Source organism: Mycobacterium canetti CIPT 140010059 (assembly GCF_000253375.1).
GTDB classification, from domain to species: Bacteria; Actinomycetota; Actinomycetes; order Mycobacteriales; family Mycobacteriaceae; genus Mycobacterium; species Mycobacterium tuberculosis.
On record NC_015848.1, the window covers coordinates 2,687,565 to 2,702,890 of the forward strand.

The window sequence follows — 15,326 nt, forward strand, 5'->3', positions numbered from 1 at the left end:
GGGCGCGGGATTGGTGCGGGCGATTTGCTCGCGCACATGCAAGCAAATCGAACGCCGGGAGATTACCGGGAAATTTCAGCTGCACAGCCCGCTGGGAGTCCCGCGGACGGGTGTGGTTTCCTGAGTTGGCATCACCTGCGGATAGGGCACCCGATAGGGAATGCTCGGCAACGCGCCGTCGGTGGTTCCCAACACCACGTTAGGGATGCACTGCGGCAGCTTCGGCAGCGCTCCCAGCAACGGGTGGCTCAAGTTGGGTCTGGTCGAATTCGGTGGAGTCGCAAAGTTGAACGCTGAGGTCATGTCGCCAACCACGCCGTCGCGCCAGGCGGTCATGTTGGGAACCGGCACGCCGAACCGGGCGCGAATCAACTTCAATTGCGAGGTGTGGTCGAACGTGTCGGAGACCATCAGCGGGCCGCGGCTGTACGGCGAAATGACAATGCAGGGAACGCGAAAACCCAGACCGAGCGGACCACGAATGCCACCGGACCCGGGTACTGCGTCGATGTTGGGCACCGTGACGAATTCGCCGGGTGTCCCGGGCGGTGCCGTGGGGGGCGTGACGTGGTCGAAGAAGCCGCCGTTCTCGTCATAGCTGACGATAAGTGCGGTCTTTTCCCACACCGCGGGATTGGACAGCAAGATCCGCAGCGCGGTCACCATGGACACCGCGCCAAGCGCTACCGGCAGGGCGGGGTGTTCGGACTGCAGGATGTTGGGAACTAACCAGGAGACCTTGGGTAGCCGGTTGGCCCTGACGTCGGCAGCGAAGTCCCCAGGGTAGGTCGGGGCGATACCGTAGCGGGCCAAGTTCGACCTCGGATCAGCTGCCTGGCGGAAGGCCTGCACCAGCCCGTTATTGCTGATGGGCGTGTTGATGAATCGCCCGAGGCCCTTGTTCTGGTACACCTTCCAGCTGACCCCGGCATCTTCGAGGTTTTCCGGCATGATGCGCCAACTGAATTGCTGCAGCGGCAGGAAGCCCGGCTCTACCAATTGGGGTCCCCCGTCGGTGCCGGCGGGGTCGATGTTGGCGCTCAACCAGTAGAGCCGGTTGGGCAGGGTGCCCGTCAGCAGCGAGCAATGGTAGCCGTCGCAGATGGTGAACGTGTCGGCCAGCAGATAGTGGATCGGGATGTCTTGGCGCGTGTAGTAACCCATGGTCAAAGGGACATAGGGTCCTGCGCGGGTGGTCGCCTGCGCCGGCAGCCAGTTGTCGTTGGCACCACCGTTCCAGGCCAGGTGCATCCCCACCCACTGGTGCTCGGGGTCGTTGACGCACTCGCCGTCCAGGAAGGGGCCTCGGGTGGTGTCCAAGCGGAACGGAATGGTGACCCCGGCGGGGTCCAACGCCTGCGTCATGGGGTTCCAACCCATTTGTTGGAATGCCGGCGACGCGGCGTTGAACCCATTGGTGCTGGAAAGCGTTCCGAAATAGTGGTCGAATGACCGGTTCTCCTGCATCAGCAACACGATATGCTCGATGTCGGTCAAATGTCCGGGACAAGGCCCGGCGCCGTAGGCCTTTTCAATCACCGGTGCAGCCCAGTCCATCAGGAATGCCGCTGCGCCTGCGCCAGTGAGCTTTGTCAAAAACTCTCGACGTGACATTCCGAGGAGTGGGCTTGCGCTCACTTGCCCTGCCTTCCTGCACTCAGCTCAGATCACGTTATAGTGACGACAGCGGTCCATCGCGATACGCCAACCGGCGTGTCGCACGCGGATTTTCGCGTTCCAGCAACCGCAACCGCACCGTTTGGCGCGGCCGACGGCCGTCTAGGGGATATCGCAGCGGGAAGGGTGCCGTAACCATGATTGTCGCTGGGTATCGGGCACTCGCCGACAGTAAAAAATTATTCGAATCCCGCATTCCTGACAAAAACTTGATATGACCGATCTCACCGGCCGGCTTCGGCGCTTAAGTCACTAGACAGTTCGAGGTCAGCGACGGGATATCGCGCTATCGGTAAACCAATTTCGTATCTGCCCAACCGCGCCGCCAATGCAGCGTCCGTACCATGTGGACCACGGTGCTGGTGTTGACTCTGGTGGCGACGGCTGACACCGTCCGGATCCGAACTGGCGTTCTTTTGTCCGCCCATTGCTTGCATTCTGGCTCCGGGGCATAGCGACAAGTGTTGCCCTGGCTGTTGACGTGCTCTTCGGGCAAGCGGACTTCACGCTTTCAAGCGTGCACTCGGCCGAACTTGCCAGCGCGAACTCCACCAGCGGACACCTTCAGATCGCGATGGTTGTGCTGGCGCTGCTGATCGCCGGGCTCACGGCCGGAGGGGCTTTCCGCATGGCCAGCGGACTGGGCCACGCCTAAAGACTTAGCTCTCTTTCGCGAGCGCGACCGCTTCGGTGCACTTCATTTCGCCGACAATCACGGCACCAAGGCCAGGGATTTCCAACGACGTCGCCGCCGCGATGACTCCCGCGTCGACGCGCCCTGCGCGCTATCCGATCCCGACCCGCGGCACCACACTGGGCCGAGCCTGCACCACATGCGGATTTGCGCCACCGCGGCCCATCATCCCGGCCGGCATACCCGCCCCAGCACCCCCCATACCCATCGGCAGCGGCATCATCCCCATGGGCCCGCCTGCCGCCGGCACCTCAGCAGGCATAGCCCCCAAACCCGCCATCGCCGAACTGGCCATCCGCGCAGGAACCGACCCCTCCCAGGTCGGAGGCACCGACATCGCCCCCACCAACCGCGCCTTACCCAACTCCGCCGACATCCCCGCACCCAGACCACCGGCACCACCTAGGCCCGTCCCCGAAGCGATATCACCGGCAAACGTCGGCACATCCGCCGCAGCCAACCCCGCAGCCTCCGCACCGGCCAACCCAGCCGTGTTGGCCGTAGTCCCCATCTGCGCCAACTGCATCATCGGCCCAATCAACATACTGGCCGGATACGCCGCGGCCTGCCCCACCTGCAGCGCCGCATCCACCGGCAACCCCGCCGCCACCGACTGCGCCGCAGCCACCACAGCCGGCACCCCCTCCACCGCACCCTCCGCGATCGGAGACAACGCAGCCGAAACCGACGTCGCCATCCCGGTCAACTGCGCACCGGCCTGGGAAGCCAACCCCGCCAAATCCAGCGGCGGCACACTAAACGGCGTCAACGTCTCAGCCACCGCCGCCGCCCCCGCGTGATACCCCACCATCGCACCCACGTCCTGAGCCCACATCTCCACATAATCGAACTCAGTGGCCGCAATCGCCGGCGTGTTCTGACCCAAAATGTTCGTCGCCACCAACGCCCCCAACAACACCCGATTCGCCGTCACCGCCGCCGGATGCACCGTGGCCGCCAACGCCGCCTCAAACGCCGTCGCCGCCGCGGTAGCCTGACCAGCCGACAACTCCGCCTGCCCGGCCGCCGCACTCAACCACCCCACATACGGCGCCGCCGCCCCCGCCATCGCCACCGACGCCGGACCCGACCACGGCCCAGCCGCCAACCCGGCGATCACCGCATCAAACGAGGACGCCGAGGCCCGCAAATCCGCAGCCAACCCCTCCCACGCCGCCGCCGCCATAAACAACGGCCCCGACCCCGCACCGGCATAGATCCGCGCCGAGTTGATCTCCGGCGGCAACCACGAAAAATCCAAAATCATCGCAACCCCAAACCAGCCAGCCGCCTCAACGGCTCAGACACAAACCAATCACGGATGCTAAAGCAACCCACACCAAAAATCCGGGTTTTGAAGAAAGTGCTGACTCCGCGCGGAATGATCGGGGTGTTGACATGCCGAAGGGCGCGGGCAACACGACCCCCCGTGTTACCCGCGCCCGTTACGGCTGGTCCACGCAGTTAGCTAAGCCCAGCTGGAACCCACTGCGGAGTCGGTTTGGGCCATGTTGCTACCAGCGGCCTGGATCTTTTGCCCGTGGGCGTTCGCCTGCTGGTATATCACCGCGAAATTGCGGCCCAACGCAGTGATGAACTCCTGGCAGGCCACCGACCCGGCACCACCCCAAAAGTCGCCCGCAGCCAATACATCACGCACGATCGCCTGATGCTCAGCCTCCAACGCCGCCGCCTGAGCCCGAATCATGGCCCCATGGGCATCCACATCACCGAACTGATAATTGATCGTCATCGCCAATGCCCTTTCTAGCTGCTCAAAATCTGCTGCGACGCCTGCTCTTGCTGCTCGTAGTTATTCGCGTCACGGACCAACCCGTCCCGCACCCCATGCAGCATGTTCACAATATTGCGGAACGCCTGATTCATCTGAGTCATCGTGTCCAACGATGTCGCCTCAGCCAACCCGCTCCAGCCAGCCCCAGAAATGTTCTGCGACGACGCCCACATTCGACGCGCCTCATCCTCAACGGTCTGCGCATGCACCTCAAACCGACCGGCCATATCCCGCATTGCATGCGGATCGGTCATAAACCGAGTAGCCACCACACCGCTCCCTTCCATAATCAACAGGTCACATCAAACCCAACGTGCCGCAATGTCATCAACGCAAAGACCCCGACCAATCACCTCCGCCCTACCCGATCCCGACCCGCGGCACCACACTGGGCCGAGCCTGCACCACATGCGGATTTGCGCCACCGCGGCCCATCATCCCGGCCGGCATACCCGCCCCAGCACCCCCCATACCCATCGGCAGCGGCATCATCCCCATGGGCCCGCCTGCCGCCGGCACCTCAGCAGGCATAGCCCCCAAACCCGCCATCGCCGAACTGGCCATCCGCGCAGGAACCGACCCCTCCCAGGTCGGAGGCACCGACATCGCCCCCACCAACCGCGCCTTACCCAACTCCGCCGACATCCCCGCACCCAGACCACCGGCACCACCTAGGCCCGTCCCCGAAGCGATATCACCGGCAAACGTCGGCACATCCGCCGCAGCCAACCCCGCAGCCTCCGCACCGGCCAACCCAGCCGTGTTGGCCGTAGTCCCCATCTGCGCCAACTGCATCATCGGCCCAATCAACATACTGGCCGGATACGCCGCGGCCTGCCCCACCTGCAGCGCCGCATCCACCGGCAACCCCGCCGCCACCGACTGCGCCGCAGCCACCACAGCCGGCACCCCCTCCACCGCACCCTCCGCGATCGGAGACAACGCAGCCGAAACCGACGTCGCCATCCCGGTCAACTGCGCACCGGCCTGGGAAGCCAACCCCGCCAAATCCAGCGGCGGCACACTAAACGGCGTCAACGTCTCAGCCACCGCCGCCGCCCCCGCGTGATACCCCACCATCGCACCCACGTCCTGAGCCCACATCTCCACATAATCGAACTCAGTGGCCGCAATCGCCGGCGTGTTCTGACCCAAAATGTTCGTCGCCACCAACGCCCCCAACAACACCCGATTCGCCGTCACCGCCGCCGGATGCACCGTGGCCGCCAACGCCGCCTCAAACGCCGTCGCCGCCGCGGTAGCCTGACCAGCCGACAACTCCGCCTGCCCGGCCGCCGCACTCAACCACCCCACATACGGCGCCGCCGCCCCCGCCATCGCCACCGACGCCGGACCCGACCACGGCCCAGCCGCCAACCCGGCGATCACCGCATCAAACGAGGACGCCGAGGCCCGCAAATCCGCAGCCAACCCCTCCCACGCCGCCGCCGCCATAAACAACGGCCCCGACCCCGCACCGGCATAGATCCGCGCCGAGTTGATCTCCGGCGGCAACCACGAAAAATCCAAAATCATCGCAACCCCAAACCAGCCAGCCGCCTCAACGGCTCCGCCTACCACTCTCCAGACACAAACCAGCCCACGGGCGGATGGTAAGACAATCCACACCGAAAATCCGCACTTTTACCAAAACTTTATTCATGAATTCGGCATGAGCCGTTCACGCCGGCACGTCACCGCCGCCAGCCACCGGGCAAGTGTCTAGTAACTGGACACCGGAAGGCAGCCACCGGGCAGGCCTCGCCGCAATCCGCAGCTACACGGCTCGCGATATTTCCGGGCCAGAGTTTTAGCCACGGCGAGCCATCAGCAACTCGCGTAAAGACTGCGCGAAGCCAACGAAAAAATAAGGCGGCAAAAATATCCCGTCAGACGGTCACGTCATACCGAGTGAGGTAACCGTGATTAGACCAACTACATCGCACTACCGAACGGAAACCACCACTATCCGAACAAGTTCTTGAAGAAACCCGAAAGCCCATTGCCGCTGACCAGCAGGCCCGAGTTGCCCGTCCCAAAATTGAAAAATCCCGAACTCATCACGCCGGTCACAAAAATCCCGGTGTTGTTGACGGCCGCGTTATAGAAACCTGAGTTGCCGTAGCCCGTGTTGAGCACCCCTGAGTTACCGCCGAACATGCTTGTGGTGCTGGTATTGACATAGCCCGAGTTGCCGAAGCCCGAGTTCTGAATGCCCGAGTTGCCACTGCCAGCCGGGTCGTTGTGCCCGAAACCAGAGTTACCGGTACCGGCGTTGAAGAAGCCCGAATTCGGACCAGCTTGGGTCATCGCGCTGAAGAAGCCCGTGTTGAGCGTGCCCGCATTAAACCCACCAGTATTGATGTTGCCCGAGTTCCCTAAGCCAGTGTTGACATCACCCGCATTGCCCACGCCGGAGTTGACGTCGCCAGCATTGAGGAAACCACTGTTGCCGTCACCCGAATTCCCAAAACTCGAGTTTATGTTTCCGGCGTTAAGACTGCCGAAGTTGTAGTTGCCAGCGTCGAAAAAGCCTGTGTTGCCGGCGCCGGCGTTAGCGAGGCCAGTGTTTGTGCTGCCGCCGTTCCAAAATCCGGTGTTGACGTTGCCCGCGTTCCCGAATCCAGTGTTCGCAGTACCGGAGTTCCCGAAGCCTACGTTGCCGGTGCCGGAGTTGAACAAACCGACGTTTCCGGTGCCGGAGTTCCCGAAACCGATGTTTCCGCTGCCCGAGTTCAGTCCGCCGATGCCGATCTGACCATCGCCGGTGAGCCCGATACCGATGTTGTTGTTGCCCGTGTTTCCGAAACCGAAATTCCCGCTGCCGGTGTTTCCGAAGCCGATGTTGTTACTGCCGGTATTGCCGCTACCAAAGTTGAAGTTGCCGTTGTTTCCGTTACCGAAGTTCGTGTCGCCGATGTTGCCGCTGCCCACGTTGGTGCTGCCGATGTTGCCGCTGCCCACGTTGGTGCTGCCGATGTTGCCGCTACCCAGGTTTTGGCTACCGAAGTTTCCGCTGCCCAGGTTGAGGTTGCCAACGTTACCGATGCCCAGGTTGATGTCACCTTGGTTACCGCTGCCCAGGTTGAAGCTGCCGATATTGCCGCCGCCTAGGTTGGTGTTGCCGATATTGCCGCTGCCGACGTTCGTGTCACCGGTATTTCCGCTGCCCAAATTGAGGGACCCGATGTTGCCAAAGCCGAAGTTGATGCCCTGCAGAGGCCCAGGCACGGTGGAGCCGACTGCTTGGGCGGTCACCGCTTGCGCGCTGGACTGTGCACTATCTAGCAAGCCCGACAAGCCCGGCACCGCCTGCTGCCATGGCGCCAACGCCGCCGCCGCCGCCGATGCCCCACCGTGATAACCCACCATCGCCGCCACATCGGCAGCCCACATCTGCTCATAGGTGGCCTCAGCAGCGGCAATCGCCGGCGCATTCTGCCCAAACACATTCGACAGCACCAACTGCACAAACGCACTGCGATTAGCCGCCACCACCACCGGATCCACCATGGCCGCCCGCGCCGCCTCAAACGCGCCGGCCACCGCCTTAGCCTGAACCGCAGCCCCCCCAGCCCGCGCCGCCGCAGCAGCCAACCACCCCGCATACGGCGCCGCCGCCACCACCATCGCCGCCGCCGCCGCACCCTGCCACGCCTGACCCGACCCACCCGCCAGACCCGAGGTCACCAACCCAAACGACTCCGCCGCCAACCCCAACTCAGCCGCCAACCCATCCCAGGCCGCCGCCGCCGCCAACATCGGCCCCGACCCCGCACCAAAAAACATCCGCCCCGAATTAATCTCCGGCGGCAACACCGAAAAATTCACCACTACCGCCCCTCCTCTAACAAATCATTCTCAACCGCACCCCCGCGCGTTACCCCAAACGACACGCGGACACCCGTCACCGAGACGTCCTACGTTGTCTGGGCGCCAAACCGGCTCGATCCCCGACTTGGCTCACGATTCGCGGCTCAGCATTAATAGAGCCCGTTGACCTGTGAGTTTGCTTGGTGACGGGTCGAAAATTGTGCACTTGATGCACTCAGGAGTACCTGGACGCCCGGACGGCCAACCGGGGCGCCGCCGAACCACGGTGGCGCGCCAGATGACTCAATTGACCCGAGTGCTGCTCCCGCTGTCCGTACCGCTCTTTCGTCACGTCCGCAACACTGGCCCTCGCCGTCGGCGATGGTCGCTGTGCCCACCTTAGCGCGACAACTCGGTTTCTGCCGGTCAACGCCGCCTACAATCCCGCACAGCCGCAACCAACTCGGGAACAAAACCGCAGGTCAGGCAGCTGTCGCTGAGAGCCGGGCACATCGGGTGTCGCCCGGTGCAGTGACACATGTGACCGTTGCGACCGTGCGATGTGCCCGACGCTCGATGCGCACCAATTCGAACCAACTCAGGTCTTACGTTGCCTGGACGCCGAACTAGCTCGATCCAGCGCCGACCCGCACCCCACTACCGGCATCTGAAGGTGAGCCAGAGACGCGTCGACCAGGAAGAACCGTGGCCGCACGGGTCACCCGGGCACACCCAACCGGGCCGTGGCAAGTGCCGACTACCTGAAGAATCCCGAAAGTCCTACACCCGCATTGAAAGCACCGGAGTTCTGGCTACCCGAATTTACCGCACCCGAACTGTCGTCACCCGAGTTGGAGATACCGGCGAGGTTGTTACCCGAGTTTGCAATTCCTGCATTGAAAGAGCCAATGTTTGCAAACCCGGAGTTGAAGCCAGGAAGCATGGCTGGGCCGGCGTTGGAGAAGCCCGAATTACCGTTGCCTGTGTTGAAGAACCCGGAGTTGCCGGTGCCCGAGGGGTCACTGTTCCCCCAACCCGAGTTGCCGGTACCGAGGTTCCCGAAGCCCGAGTTGGCACCTGCTTGGGTGAGCGCGCTGCCAAAACCGGTGTTGACGTTGCCGCCATTGAAACCACCGGTGTTGATATCTCCACCGTTAAAGAAACCGGTGTTGACGTTACCTGCGTTCGCGAAACCGGTGTTCGAGTCACCCGCATTGAAGAAGCCGGTGTTTCCAGCACCCGAATTTCCGAAGCCGGTGTTCTGAAAGCCCACGTTGAAGCTGCCCGAGTTTGAGTTCCCGCCGTCGAAGATACCGACGTTTCCGTTGCCGGCACTCCCGAAGCCCGTGTTTAAATTGCCTGCGTTCCAGAAACCGGTGTTGATATTTCCGGCGTTCCCGAAACCCGTGTTGCCGTCACCCGAGTTGAAGAAGCCGATGTTTCCATCACCCGAGTTGAAGAAGCCGATGTTGTTGTTGCCGGAGTTTCCGAAGCCGATGTTTCCAGTGCCTGAGTTCAGTCCGCCGATGCCGATCTGACCATCACCGGTGAGCCCGATACCGATATTGTTGTTGCCCGTGTTTCCGAAACCGAAATTCCCGCTGCCGGTGTTTCCGAACCCAAAGTTGAGGGTGCCATTATTCCCGCCGCCAAAGTTGAAGTCGCCGGTGTTCCCGCCGCCGAAATTGACATCACCGTTATTTCCGTTGGCGAGGTTGAGCGTGCCGAAGTTTCCGCTGCCCACATTGAGGCTGCCGATATTTCCGCTGCCGAAGTTTCCGCTGCCGAAGTTTCCGCTGCCAGGGTTGTAGTCACCCGTGTTTCCGCTGCCGGCATTGCCGGTACCGGTGTTTCCGCTGCCCCAGTTCAGGCTGCCGTAGTTCCCGCTGCCCAGGTTGGTGCCGCCGACATTGCCACTGCCCACGTTGGTACCGCCGATGTTGCCACTGCCCAGGTTGAGGCTGCCGATGTTGCCGACACCCAAATTCAAGGTCAGCTCGGCGAGGCCTTGTGCAGCGCCTTGTGCAGCGGCCGCCGGTGCGTTAGCCGCACCGCCTAGCAAGCCCGACAAGCCCGGCACCGCCTGCTGCCATGGCGCCAACGCCGCCGCCGCCGCCGATGCCCCACCGTGATAACCCACCATCGCCGCCACATCGGCAGCCCACATCTGCTCATAGGTGGCCTCAGCAGCGGCAATCGCCGGCGCATTCTGCCCAAACACATTCGACAGCACCAACTGCACAAACGCACTGCGATTAGCCGCCACCACCACCGGATCCACCATGGCCGCCCGCGCCGCCTCAAACGCGCCGGCCACCGCCTTAGCCTGAACCGCAGCCCCCCCAGCCCGCGCCGCCGCAGCAGCCAACCACCCCGCATACGGCGCCGCCGCCACCACCATCGCCGCCGCCGCCGCACCCTGCCACGCCTGACCCGACCCACCCGCCAGACCCGAGGTCACCAACCCAAACGACTCCGCCGCCAACCCCAACTCAGCCGCCAACCCATCCCAGGCCGCCGCCGCCGCCAACATCGGCCCCGACCCCGCACCAAAAAACATCCGCCCCGAATTAATCTCCGGCGGCAACACCGAAAAATTCACCACTACCGCCCCTCCTCTAACAAATCATTCTCAACCGCACCCCCGCGCGTTACCCCAAACGACACGCGGACACCCGTCACCACGGCGCCGCCCACCCAGCGGCCACCACAGCTCACCGGGTCGTGCCCGGACCGGGGCTGCTAGCTGCCCTTGAGCCGCACCGCGAGATAGTCGGCCACGCTGCTCATCGCAACCCGGTCCTGCGTCATGGCGTCACGCTCCCGCACGGTGACGGCATTGTCCTGCAGCGAGTCGAAGTCAACCGTCACACAGAACGGGGTACCGACCTCGTCCTGGCGCCGGTAACGCCGCCCGATAGCGCCGGCATCATCGAAATCGATGTTCCAGCATTTCCGTAATTCGGCGCCCAGGTCCCGGGCCTTCGGGCTCAGGTCCGCGTGCCGGGACAGCGGCAACACCGCCGCCTTGACCGGCGCCAGCCGCGGGTCCAATCGCAGCACCGTGCGCTTATCCATCCCACCCTTGGTATTCGGGGCCTCGTCCTCGGTGTACGCGTCGATCAAAAACGCCATGAATGACCGGGTCAAGCCAGCTGCCGGCTCGATGACGTACGGCGTGTACCGAACATCGTTGATCTGGTCGTAGAAAGACAGGTCGACGCCGGAATGCCGCGCATGCGTCGATAGGTCAAAATCGGTTCGGTTGGCCACACCTTCCAGTTCACCCCATGGATTGCCCATGAAGCCGAACTTGTACTCGATGTCGACGGTGCGGTCGGAGTAATGTGACAACTTGTCTTTGGGGTGCTCCCACAACCGCAGGTTTTCCCGACGAATACCCAGGTCGATATACCACTGCAGCCGGTTGTCGATCCAGTACTGATGCCATTCCTTGGCAGTCGCCGGCTCGACGAAGAACTCCATCTCCATCTGCTCGAACTCGCGGGTCCGGAAGATGAAGTTGCCCGGAGTGATCTCGTTGCGAAAGCTCTTGCCGATCTGTCCGATACCGAATGGCGGCTTCTTACGAGCAGTTGTCACCACGTTGGCAAAGTTCACGAAGATGCCCTGCGCGGTTTCCGGGCGCAGATAGTGCAGCCCCTCCTCGGTCTCGATGGGTCCGAGGTAGGTCTTGAGCATCATGTTGAACTCGCGTGGCTGCGTCCACTGGCCGGGTTCGCCGGTTTCCGGGTCGCGAATGTCGGCCAACCCGTTAGGCGGCGGATGCCCGTGTTTGGCTTCGTAGGCCTCGATGAGATGGTCGGCCCGGTAGCGCTTGTGTGTGATCAGCGACTCGACCAGCGGGTCATGAAAGACATCGACGTGACCGGAAGCCACCCACACCTCACGCGGCAGGATGATCGACGAATCGATTCCGACAACGTCGTCGCGGCCAGTCACCACCGATCGCCACCACTGGCGCTTGATGTTCTCTTTGAGCTCAACCCCTAGCGGACCATAGTCCCACGCCGACTTTGTGCCGCCGTAGATCTCGCCCGACGGATAGACGAAGCCTCGCCGTTTGGCTAGGTTGACCACGGTGTCGATGACGGGCGCCACGGGGTGGTGCACTCCCTTCGAGGGATCGGGCAGACGCGCGCAGCCCGACACGACTACGCGCAAAACATCAGTCATGGTAGCGATCGGGACCTGGGTCTCCTATTGCCTTTGACATGCATCATCATGCATGTGACAGTGGAGGTCAGTGGCAGGTCCTTCCTAATACGGCACTTCTCGAGGTGAAGACTCCAATATGGTGACGTCCCCCTCAACGCCGACCGCCGCCCACGAAGATGTGGGTGCCGACGAAGTAGGCGGTCACCAGCATCCCGCGGATAGGTTCGCCGAATGCCCCACGTTCCCCGCACCACCGCCGCGGGAGATCCTAGACGCTGCCGGCGAGCTGCTGCGTGCGCTGGCCGCACCGGTGCGGATCGCCATCGTGCTGCAATTGCGTGAATCTCAACGCTGCGTGCACGAACTGGTCGACGCACTGCACGTGCCCCAGCCGTTGGTCAGCCAACATCTGAAGATCCTCAAGGCGGCGGGCGTGGTCACCGGGGAGCGATCGGGCCGAGAAGTGCTGTACCGACTTGCTGACCACCACCTCGCGCACATTGTGCTCGACGCCGTCGCGCACGCCGGTGAGGACGCAATATGAGTGCAGCCGGTGTCCGCTCTACCCGCCAGCGGGCAGCCATCTCGACACTGTTAGAGACGCTCGACGACTTTCGTTCGGCCCAGGAACTGCACGACGAACTGCGCCGGCGCGGCGAGAACATCGGTCTGACCACCGTCTACCGCACACTGCAGTCGATGGCATCCTCCGGACTGGTGGACACACTGCGCACCGACACCGGTGAATCGGTCTACCGCAGATGCTCGGAGCACCATCACCACCATCTGGTGTGCCGCAGCTGCGGTTCCACCATCGAAGTAGGTGACCACGAGGTGGAGGCGTGGGCGGCGGAGGTGGCCACCAAACATGGATTCTCTGACGTCAGCCACACCATCGAGATCTTCGGCACCTGCTCAGACTGCCGGAGCTAGGACACCACCGAGGTCGAGCGACCCCACACGCCGAACGTGCAACCATGGCGGCTCCGCCCGGCGTGTCGCCGCCACCAGGGCACGTTCGGCGCACAGCGAGCACACTCCTAGCCAACGAGCGCGCTGCGGATCGTGGCGCCCGTCTCCAGCACCAAAAGGATCAACGTGCGCAACGCGTCGTCGGTCAAACCGGTGCCGGGAAAGTTGTATCGCAGCATCACGTCCGCGGTGTTGGACGCGGGCCGACCAGAGCTTCGCCGCGCAGCCTTCTCGCTGACCTTTTCCCGCAGGCTCACCGAGCCGAAGTTGATGTCGCGTGCCTGCTTGGCCACTTGCTCGGTGAGCCTCTTGGTCAACGGCAGATCCCACGCCAGGATCTGGGTAAGGGACACCAGCTCGAGGTCCTCAGCGATGCTCACTACCCGCAACGAGGCAAACGTACCGTCATGGCGAACCGTCAGCGCGCCGTCGGGTTCCTCCTCGGCAGGAAGGACATCGCGCAGTATCGATGCCAGCCGGTCCGGTAGGGATGGCACTAGGCGCTCCCGAACCGCCGAGTGCGCGACGCGTATTCCTCGCAGGCCGCCCACAAGTCGCGGCGGTCATAGTCGGGCCAGAGCTTGTCCTGGAATATGTATTCAGCGTAGGCCGCCTGCCACAGCATGAAGTTGCTGGAGCGCTGCTCACCCGAGGTCCGCAGGAAGAGGTCAACGTCGGGAATGTCGGGTCGCTGCAGGTGGCGGGCGATCGTGGATTCGGTGATCCGCTCCGGGTTGAGCCTGCCCGCGGCGACCTCACGAGCGATTTCGCGGGTGGCTTCGGTGATTTCGGTGCGCCCGCCGTAGTTGACGCAATAGTTGATGGTGATGACGTCGTTGCTTTTGGTCATCTCCTCCGCGACCGCCAACTCATTGATGACGCTACGCCACAGCCGTGGTCGTGAACCCACCCACCGGATCCGGACCCCTAGCTTCTTTAGGGTGTCTCGGCGCCGTCGCACCACGTCGCGGTTGAAGCCCATCAGGAAGCGGACTTCCTCGGGCGAACGCTTCCAGTTCTCCGTGGAGAAGGCGTAGAGGCTGAGCCACTTGATCCCGAGTTCGATAGCACCGCAAGCGATGTCGATCACCACCGCCTCGCCCATCTTGTGACCTTCGGTGCGGGCCAGCCCACGTTGGGTGGCCCAGCGGCCATTGCCGTCCATGACAATGGCGACATGGTTGGGCAGCCGGTCGGCCGGTATTCGTGGCGCGGCCGCTTTCGAAGTGTGCTGCGGTGGCCGGCAGGGGCCTCCGTAGGGCGCTGCCGGCAACTCCGGGAAGACGACGGGCCACGTCGACGTATCAGGAAAGGTCGGGTAGTCGTCGGGGGCCGGAGGCAGCTGCGGGAATTTGCTGGACGTCCGCTTCCGTGCATCCCTAGCCACCGGCTATATCCTGCCCGATCAGCGCGGCGCGACGTTCGGCAACCGATCGATCGGCCTGGTAGAACCGCTCCACCAGCGGCAACGTTTTCAGCTGCCGTTCCAGATGCCATTGCAGGTGTGCGGCCACCAACCCGCTGACATGGCTGCGGGCCGATTGCGGCGCCGCCTCGGCGGCCTCCCAATCGCCGTCGTACAGCGCGGACATCAGGTCTACGACGCCCAGCGGCGGTGTGGTCGAGCCGGCCGGACGGCAGTGTGCGCAGACACTGCCCCCGGTCGCGATGTGAAACGCCCGATGCGGACCAGGCGTGGCGCAGCGGGCGCACTCGGTCAACGCTGGTGCCCAGCCGGCGATGCCCATGGCGCGCAGCAGATAGGCGTCCAACAACAGGTCCCGAGGCCGCTGTCCATCGGCCACCGCCCGCAGCGCGCCCACCGTGAGCCGGTGCAGAGCCGGAGCGGGCGCCCGCTCCTCACCGGCCAGGCGTTCGGCGGTTTCCAGTATCGCGCATCCGCAGGTGTAGCGGCCGTAATCGGCGACGATGTCGGTGGCGAACGCGTCGACAGAGACAACCTGGGTGACGATGTCGAGGTTGCGGCCAGGGTGCAGTTGCACCTCGATATGCGCGAACGGCTCCAGGCGCGCGCCGAATTTGCTGCGGGTGCGTCGAACACCTTTGGCCACCGCGCGGACCAACCCGTGATCGCGGGTCAGCAGGGTGACGATCCGGTCGGCTTCGCCGAGCTTGTGCTGGCGCAGCACAACAGCCCGGTCCCGATACAGCCGCATCACAATAGTTTTGCACCCC

Annotated in this window: 14 protein-coding genes; 3 read left to right on the forward strand and 11 right to left on the reverse strand. The window is 63.5% G+C overall.

Annotated features, from left to right (window positions below):
- Positions 1-75: 75 nt before the first annotated feature.
- Entirely contained in the window at positions 76-1,614 is a 1,539-nt protein-coding gene (locus tag MCAN_RS12490; RefSeq protein ID WP_003904825.1) for an alkaline phosphatase family protein, read from the reverse strand.
- A 580-nt stretch (positions 1,615-2,194) separates the two neighbouring features.
- On the opposite strand from MCAN_RS12490, the gene MCAN_RS22830 reads away from it, so the two are divergent.
- Positions 2,195-2,332, forward strand: a complete 138-nt coding sequence (locus tag MCAN_RS22830) for a hypothetical protein (protein WP_021083104.1) — start codon at positions 2,195-2,197, stop codon at positions 2,330-2,332.
- A gap of 130 nt (positions 2,333-2,462) precedes the next feature.
- Here MCAN_RS22830 and MCAN_RS12495 read toward each other — a convergent pair whose 3' ends face one another.
- The 7 genes from MCAN_RS12495 to MCAN_RS12535 form a co-directional block, all read right to left on the reverse strand.
- Positions 2,463-3,638, reverse strand: coding sequence for a PPE family protein (locus tag MCAN_RS12495; protein ID WP_014001235.1), 1,176 nt, complete (start codon positions 3,636-3,638; stop codon positions 2,463-2,465).
- A gap of 201 nt (positions 3,639-3,839) precedes the next feature.
- Positions 3,840-4,124 (reverse strand): WXG100 family type VII secretion target, encoded by a 285-nt coding sequence (locus MCAN_RS12500; protein WP_003902172.1) that lies wholly within the window; start codon positions 4,122-4,124, stop codon positions 3,840-3,842.
- Positions 4,125-4,138: 14 nt separating this feature from the next.
- Positions 4,139-4,435: a type VII secretion system ESX-5 protein EsxJ gene (gene esxJ / locus MCAN_RS12505; protein WP_003911659.1), complete on the reverse strand. Its 297-nt coding sequence runs from the start codon at positions 4,433-4,435 to the stop codon at positions 4,139-4,141.
- A gap of 91 nt (positions 4,436-4,526) precedes the next feature.
- A complete protein-coding gene (locus MCAN_RS12510; RefSeq protein WP_014001235.1) occupies positions 4,527-5,702 on the reverse strand; it encodes a PPE family protein in 1,176 nt (391 codons plus the stop codon).
- Positions 5,703-6,131: 429 nt separating this feature from the next.
- Complete coding sequence (locus MCAN_RS12515) at positions 6,132-8,000, reverse strand: PPE family protein (protein ID WP_015288299.1); 1,869 nt, start codon at positions 7,998-8,000, stop codon at positions 6,132-6,134.
- A 736-nt stretch (positions 8,001-8,736) separates the two neighbouring features.
- Positions 8,737-10,584 carry a PPE family protein gene (locus MCAN_RS12530; RefSeq protein WP_003904827.1) on the reverse strand — a complete coding sequence of 616 codons (1,848 nt, stop codon included), beginning with the start codon at positions 10,582-10,584 and terminating at the stop codon, positions 8,737-8,739.
- Positions 10,585-10,721: 137 nt separating this feature from the next.
- On the reverse strand, positions 10,722-12,113 hold the full coding sequence (locus MCAN_RS12535) for a glycine--tRNA ligase (RefSeq protein WP_003412200.1): 1,392 nt from the start codon (positions 12,111-12,113) through the stop codon (positions 10,722-10,724).
- A 181-nt stretch (positions 12,114-12,294) separates the two neighbouring features.
- Between MCAN_RS12535 and MCAN_RS12540 the strand changes: the two genes are divergently transcribed.
- Together MCAN_RS12540 and zur are read left to right on the forward strand one after the other, a co-directional pair.
- Positions 12,295-12,702: an ArsR/SmtB family transcription factor gene (locus MCAN_RS12540; RefSeq protein WP_003412205.1), complete on the forward strand. Its 408-nt coding sequence runs from the start codon at positions 12,295-12,297 to the stop codon at positions 12,700-12,702.
- The gene (gene zur / locus MCAN_RS12545; protein ID WP_003903860.1) at positions 12,699-13,091 is read left to right on the forward strand and encodes a zinc uptake transcriptional repressor Zur; all 393 of its coding nucleotides are present in this window, start codon (positions 12,699-12,701) and stop codon (positions 13,089-13,091) included. Before MCAN_RS12540 ends, zur begins: the two co-directional genes overlap by 4 nt.
- 107 nt (positions 13,092-13,198) lie before the next feature.
- Here the strand turns inward: zur and MCAN_RS12550 are convergent, their stop codons facing one another.
- From MCAN_RS12550 to recO, 3 genes are read right to left on the reverse strand one after another with little or no spacing between them, the layout of a single operon-like run.
- Positions 13,199-13,627 carry a hypothetical protein gene (locus MCAN_RS12550; protein WP_003412208.1) on the reverse strand — a complete coding sequence of 143 codons (429 nt, stop codon included), beginning with the start codon at positions 13,625-13,627 and terminating at the stop codon, positions 13,199-13,201.
- Positions 13,627-14,517, reverse strand: a complete 891-nt coding sequence (locus MCAN_RS12555) for a decaprenyl diphosphate synthase (protein ID WP_014001237.1) — start codon at positions 14,515-14,517, stop codon at positions 13,627-13,629. The genes MCAN_RS12550 and MCAN_RS12555 overlap by 1 nt, the downstream gene beginning before the upstream one ends.
- Entirely contained in the window at positions 14,510-15,307 is a 798-nt protein-coding gene (gene recO / locus MCAN_RS12560) for a DNA repair protein RecO (RefSeq protein WP_003412222.1), read from the reverse strand. The genes MCAN_RS12555 and recO overlap by 8 nt, the downstream gene beginning before the upstream one ends.
- Positions 15,308-15,326 lie beyond the last annotated feature (19 nt).

What these genes read in the sequence shown, in the direction of transcription:
- MCAN_RS12490 (WP_003904825.1), bottom strand. Translation starts at nt 1,614, where the DNA reads ATGTCACGTCGAGAGTTTTTGACAAAGCTCACTGGCGCAGGCGCAGCG.
- MCAN_RS12495 (WP_014001235.1), bottom strand. Translation starts at nt 3,638, where the DNA reads ATGATTTTGGATTTTTCGTGGTTGCCGCCGGAGATCAACTCGGCGCGG.
- MCAN_RS12500 (WP_003902172.1), bottom strand. Translation starts at nt 4,124, where the DNA reads ATGACGATCAATTATCAGTTCGGTGATGTGGATGCCCATGGGGCCATG.
- MCAN_RS12510 (WP_014001235.1), bottom strand. Translation starts at nt 5,702, where the DNA reads ATGATTTTGGATTTTTCGTGGTTGCCGCCGGAGATCAACTCGGCGCGG.
- MCAN_RS12540 (WP_003412205.1), top strand. Translation starts at nt 12,295, where the DNA reads ATGGTGACGTCCCCCTCAACGCCGACCGCCGCCCACGAAGATGTGGGT.
- zur (WP_003903860.1), top strand. Translation starts at nt 12,699, where the DNA reads ATGAGTGCAGCCGGTGTCCGCTCTACCCGCCAGCGGGCAGCCATCTCG.
- recO (WP_003412222.1), bottom strand. Translation starts at nt 15,307, where the DNA reads ATGCGGCTGTATCGGGACCGGGCTGTTGTGCTGCGCCAGCACAAGCTC.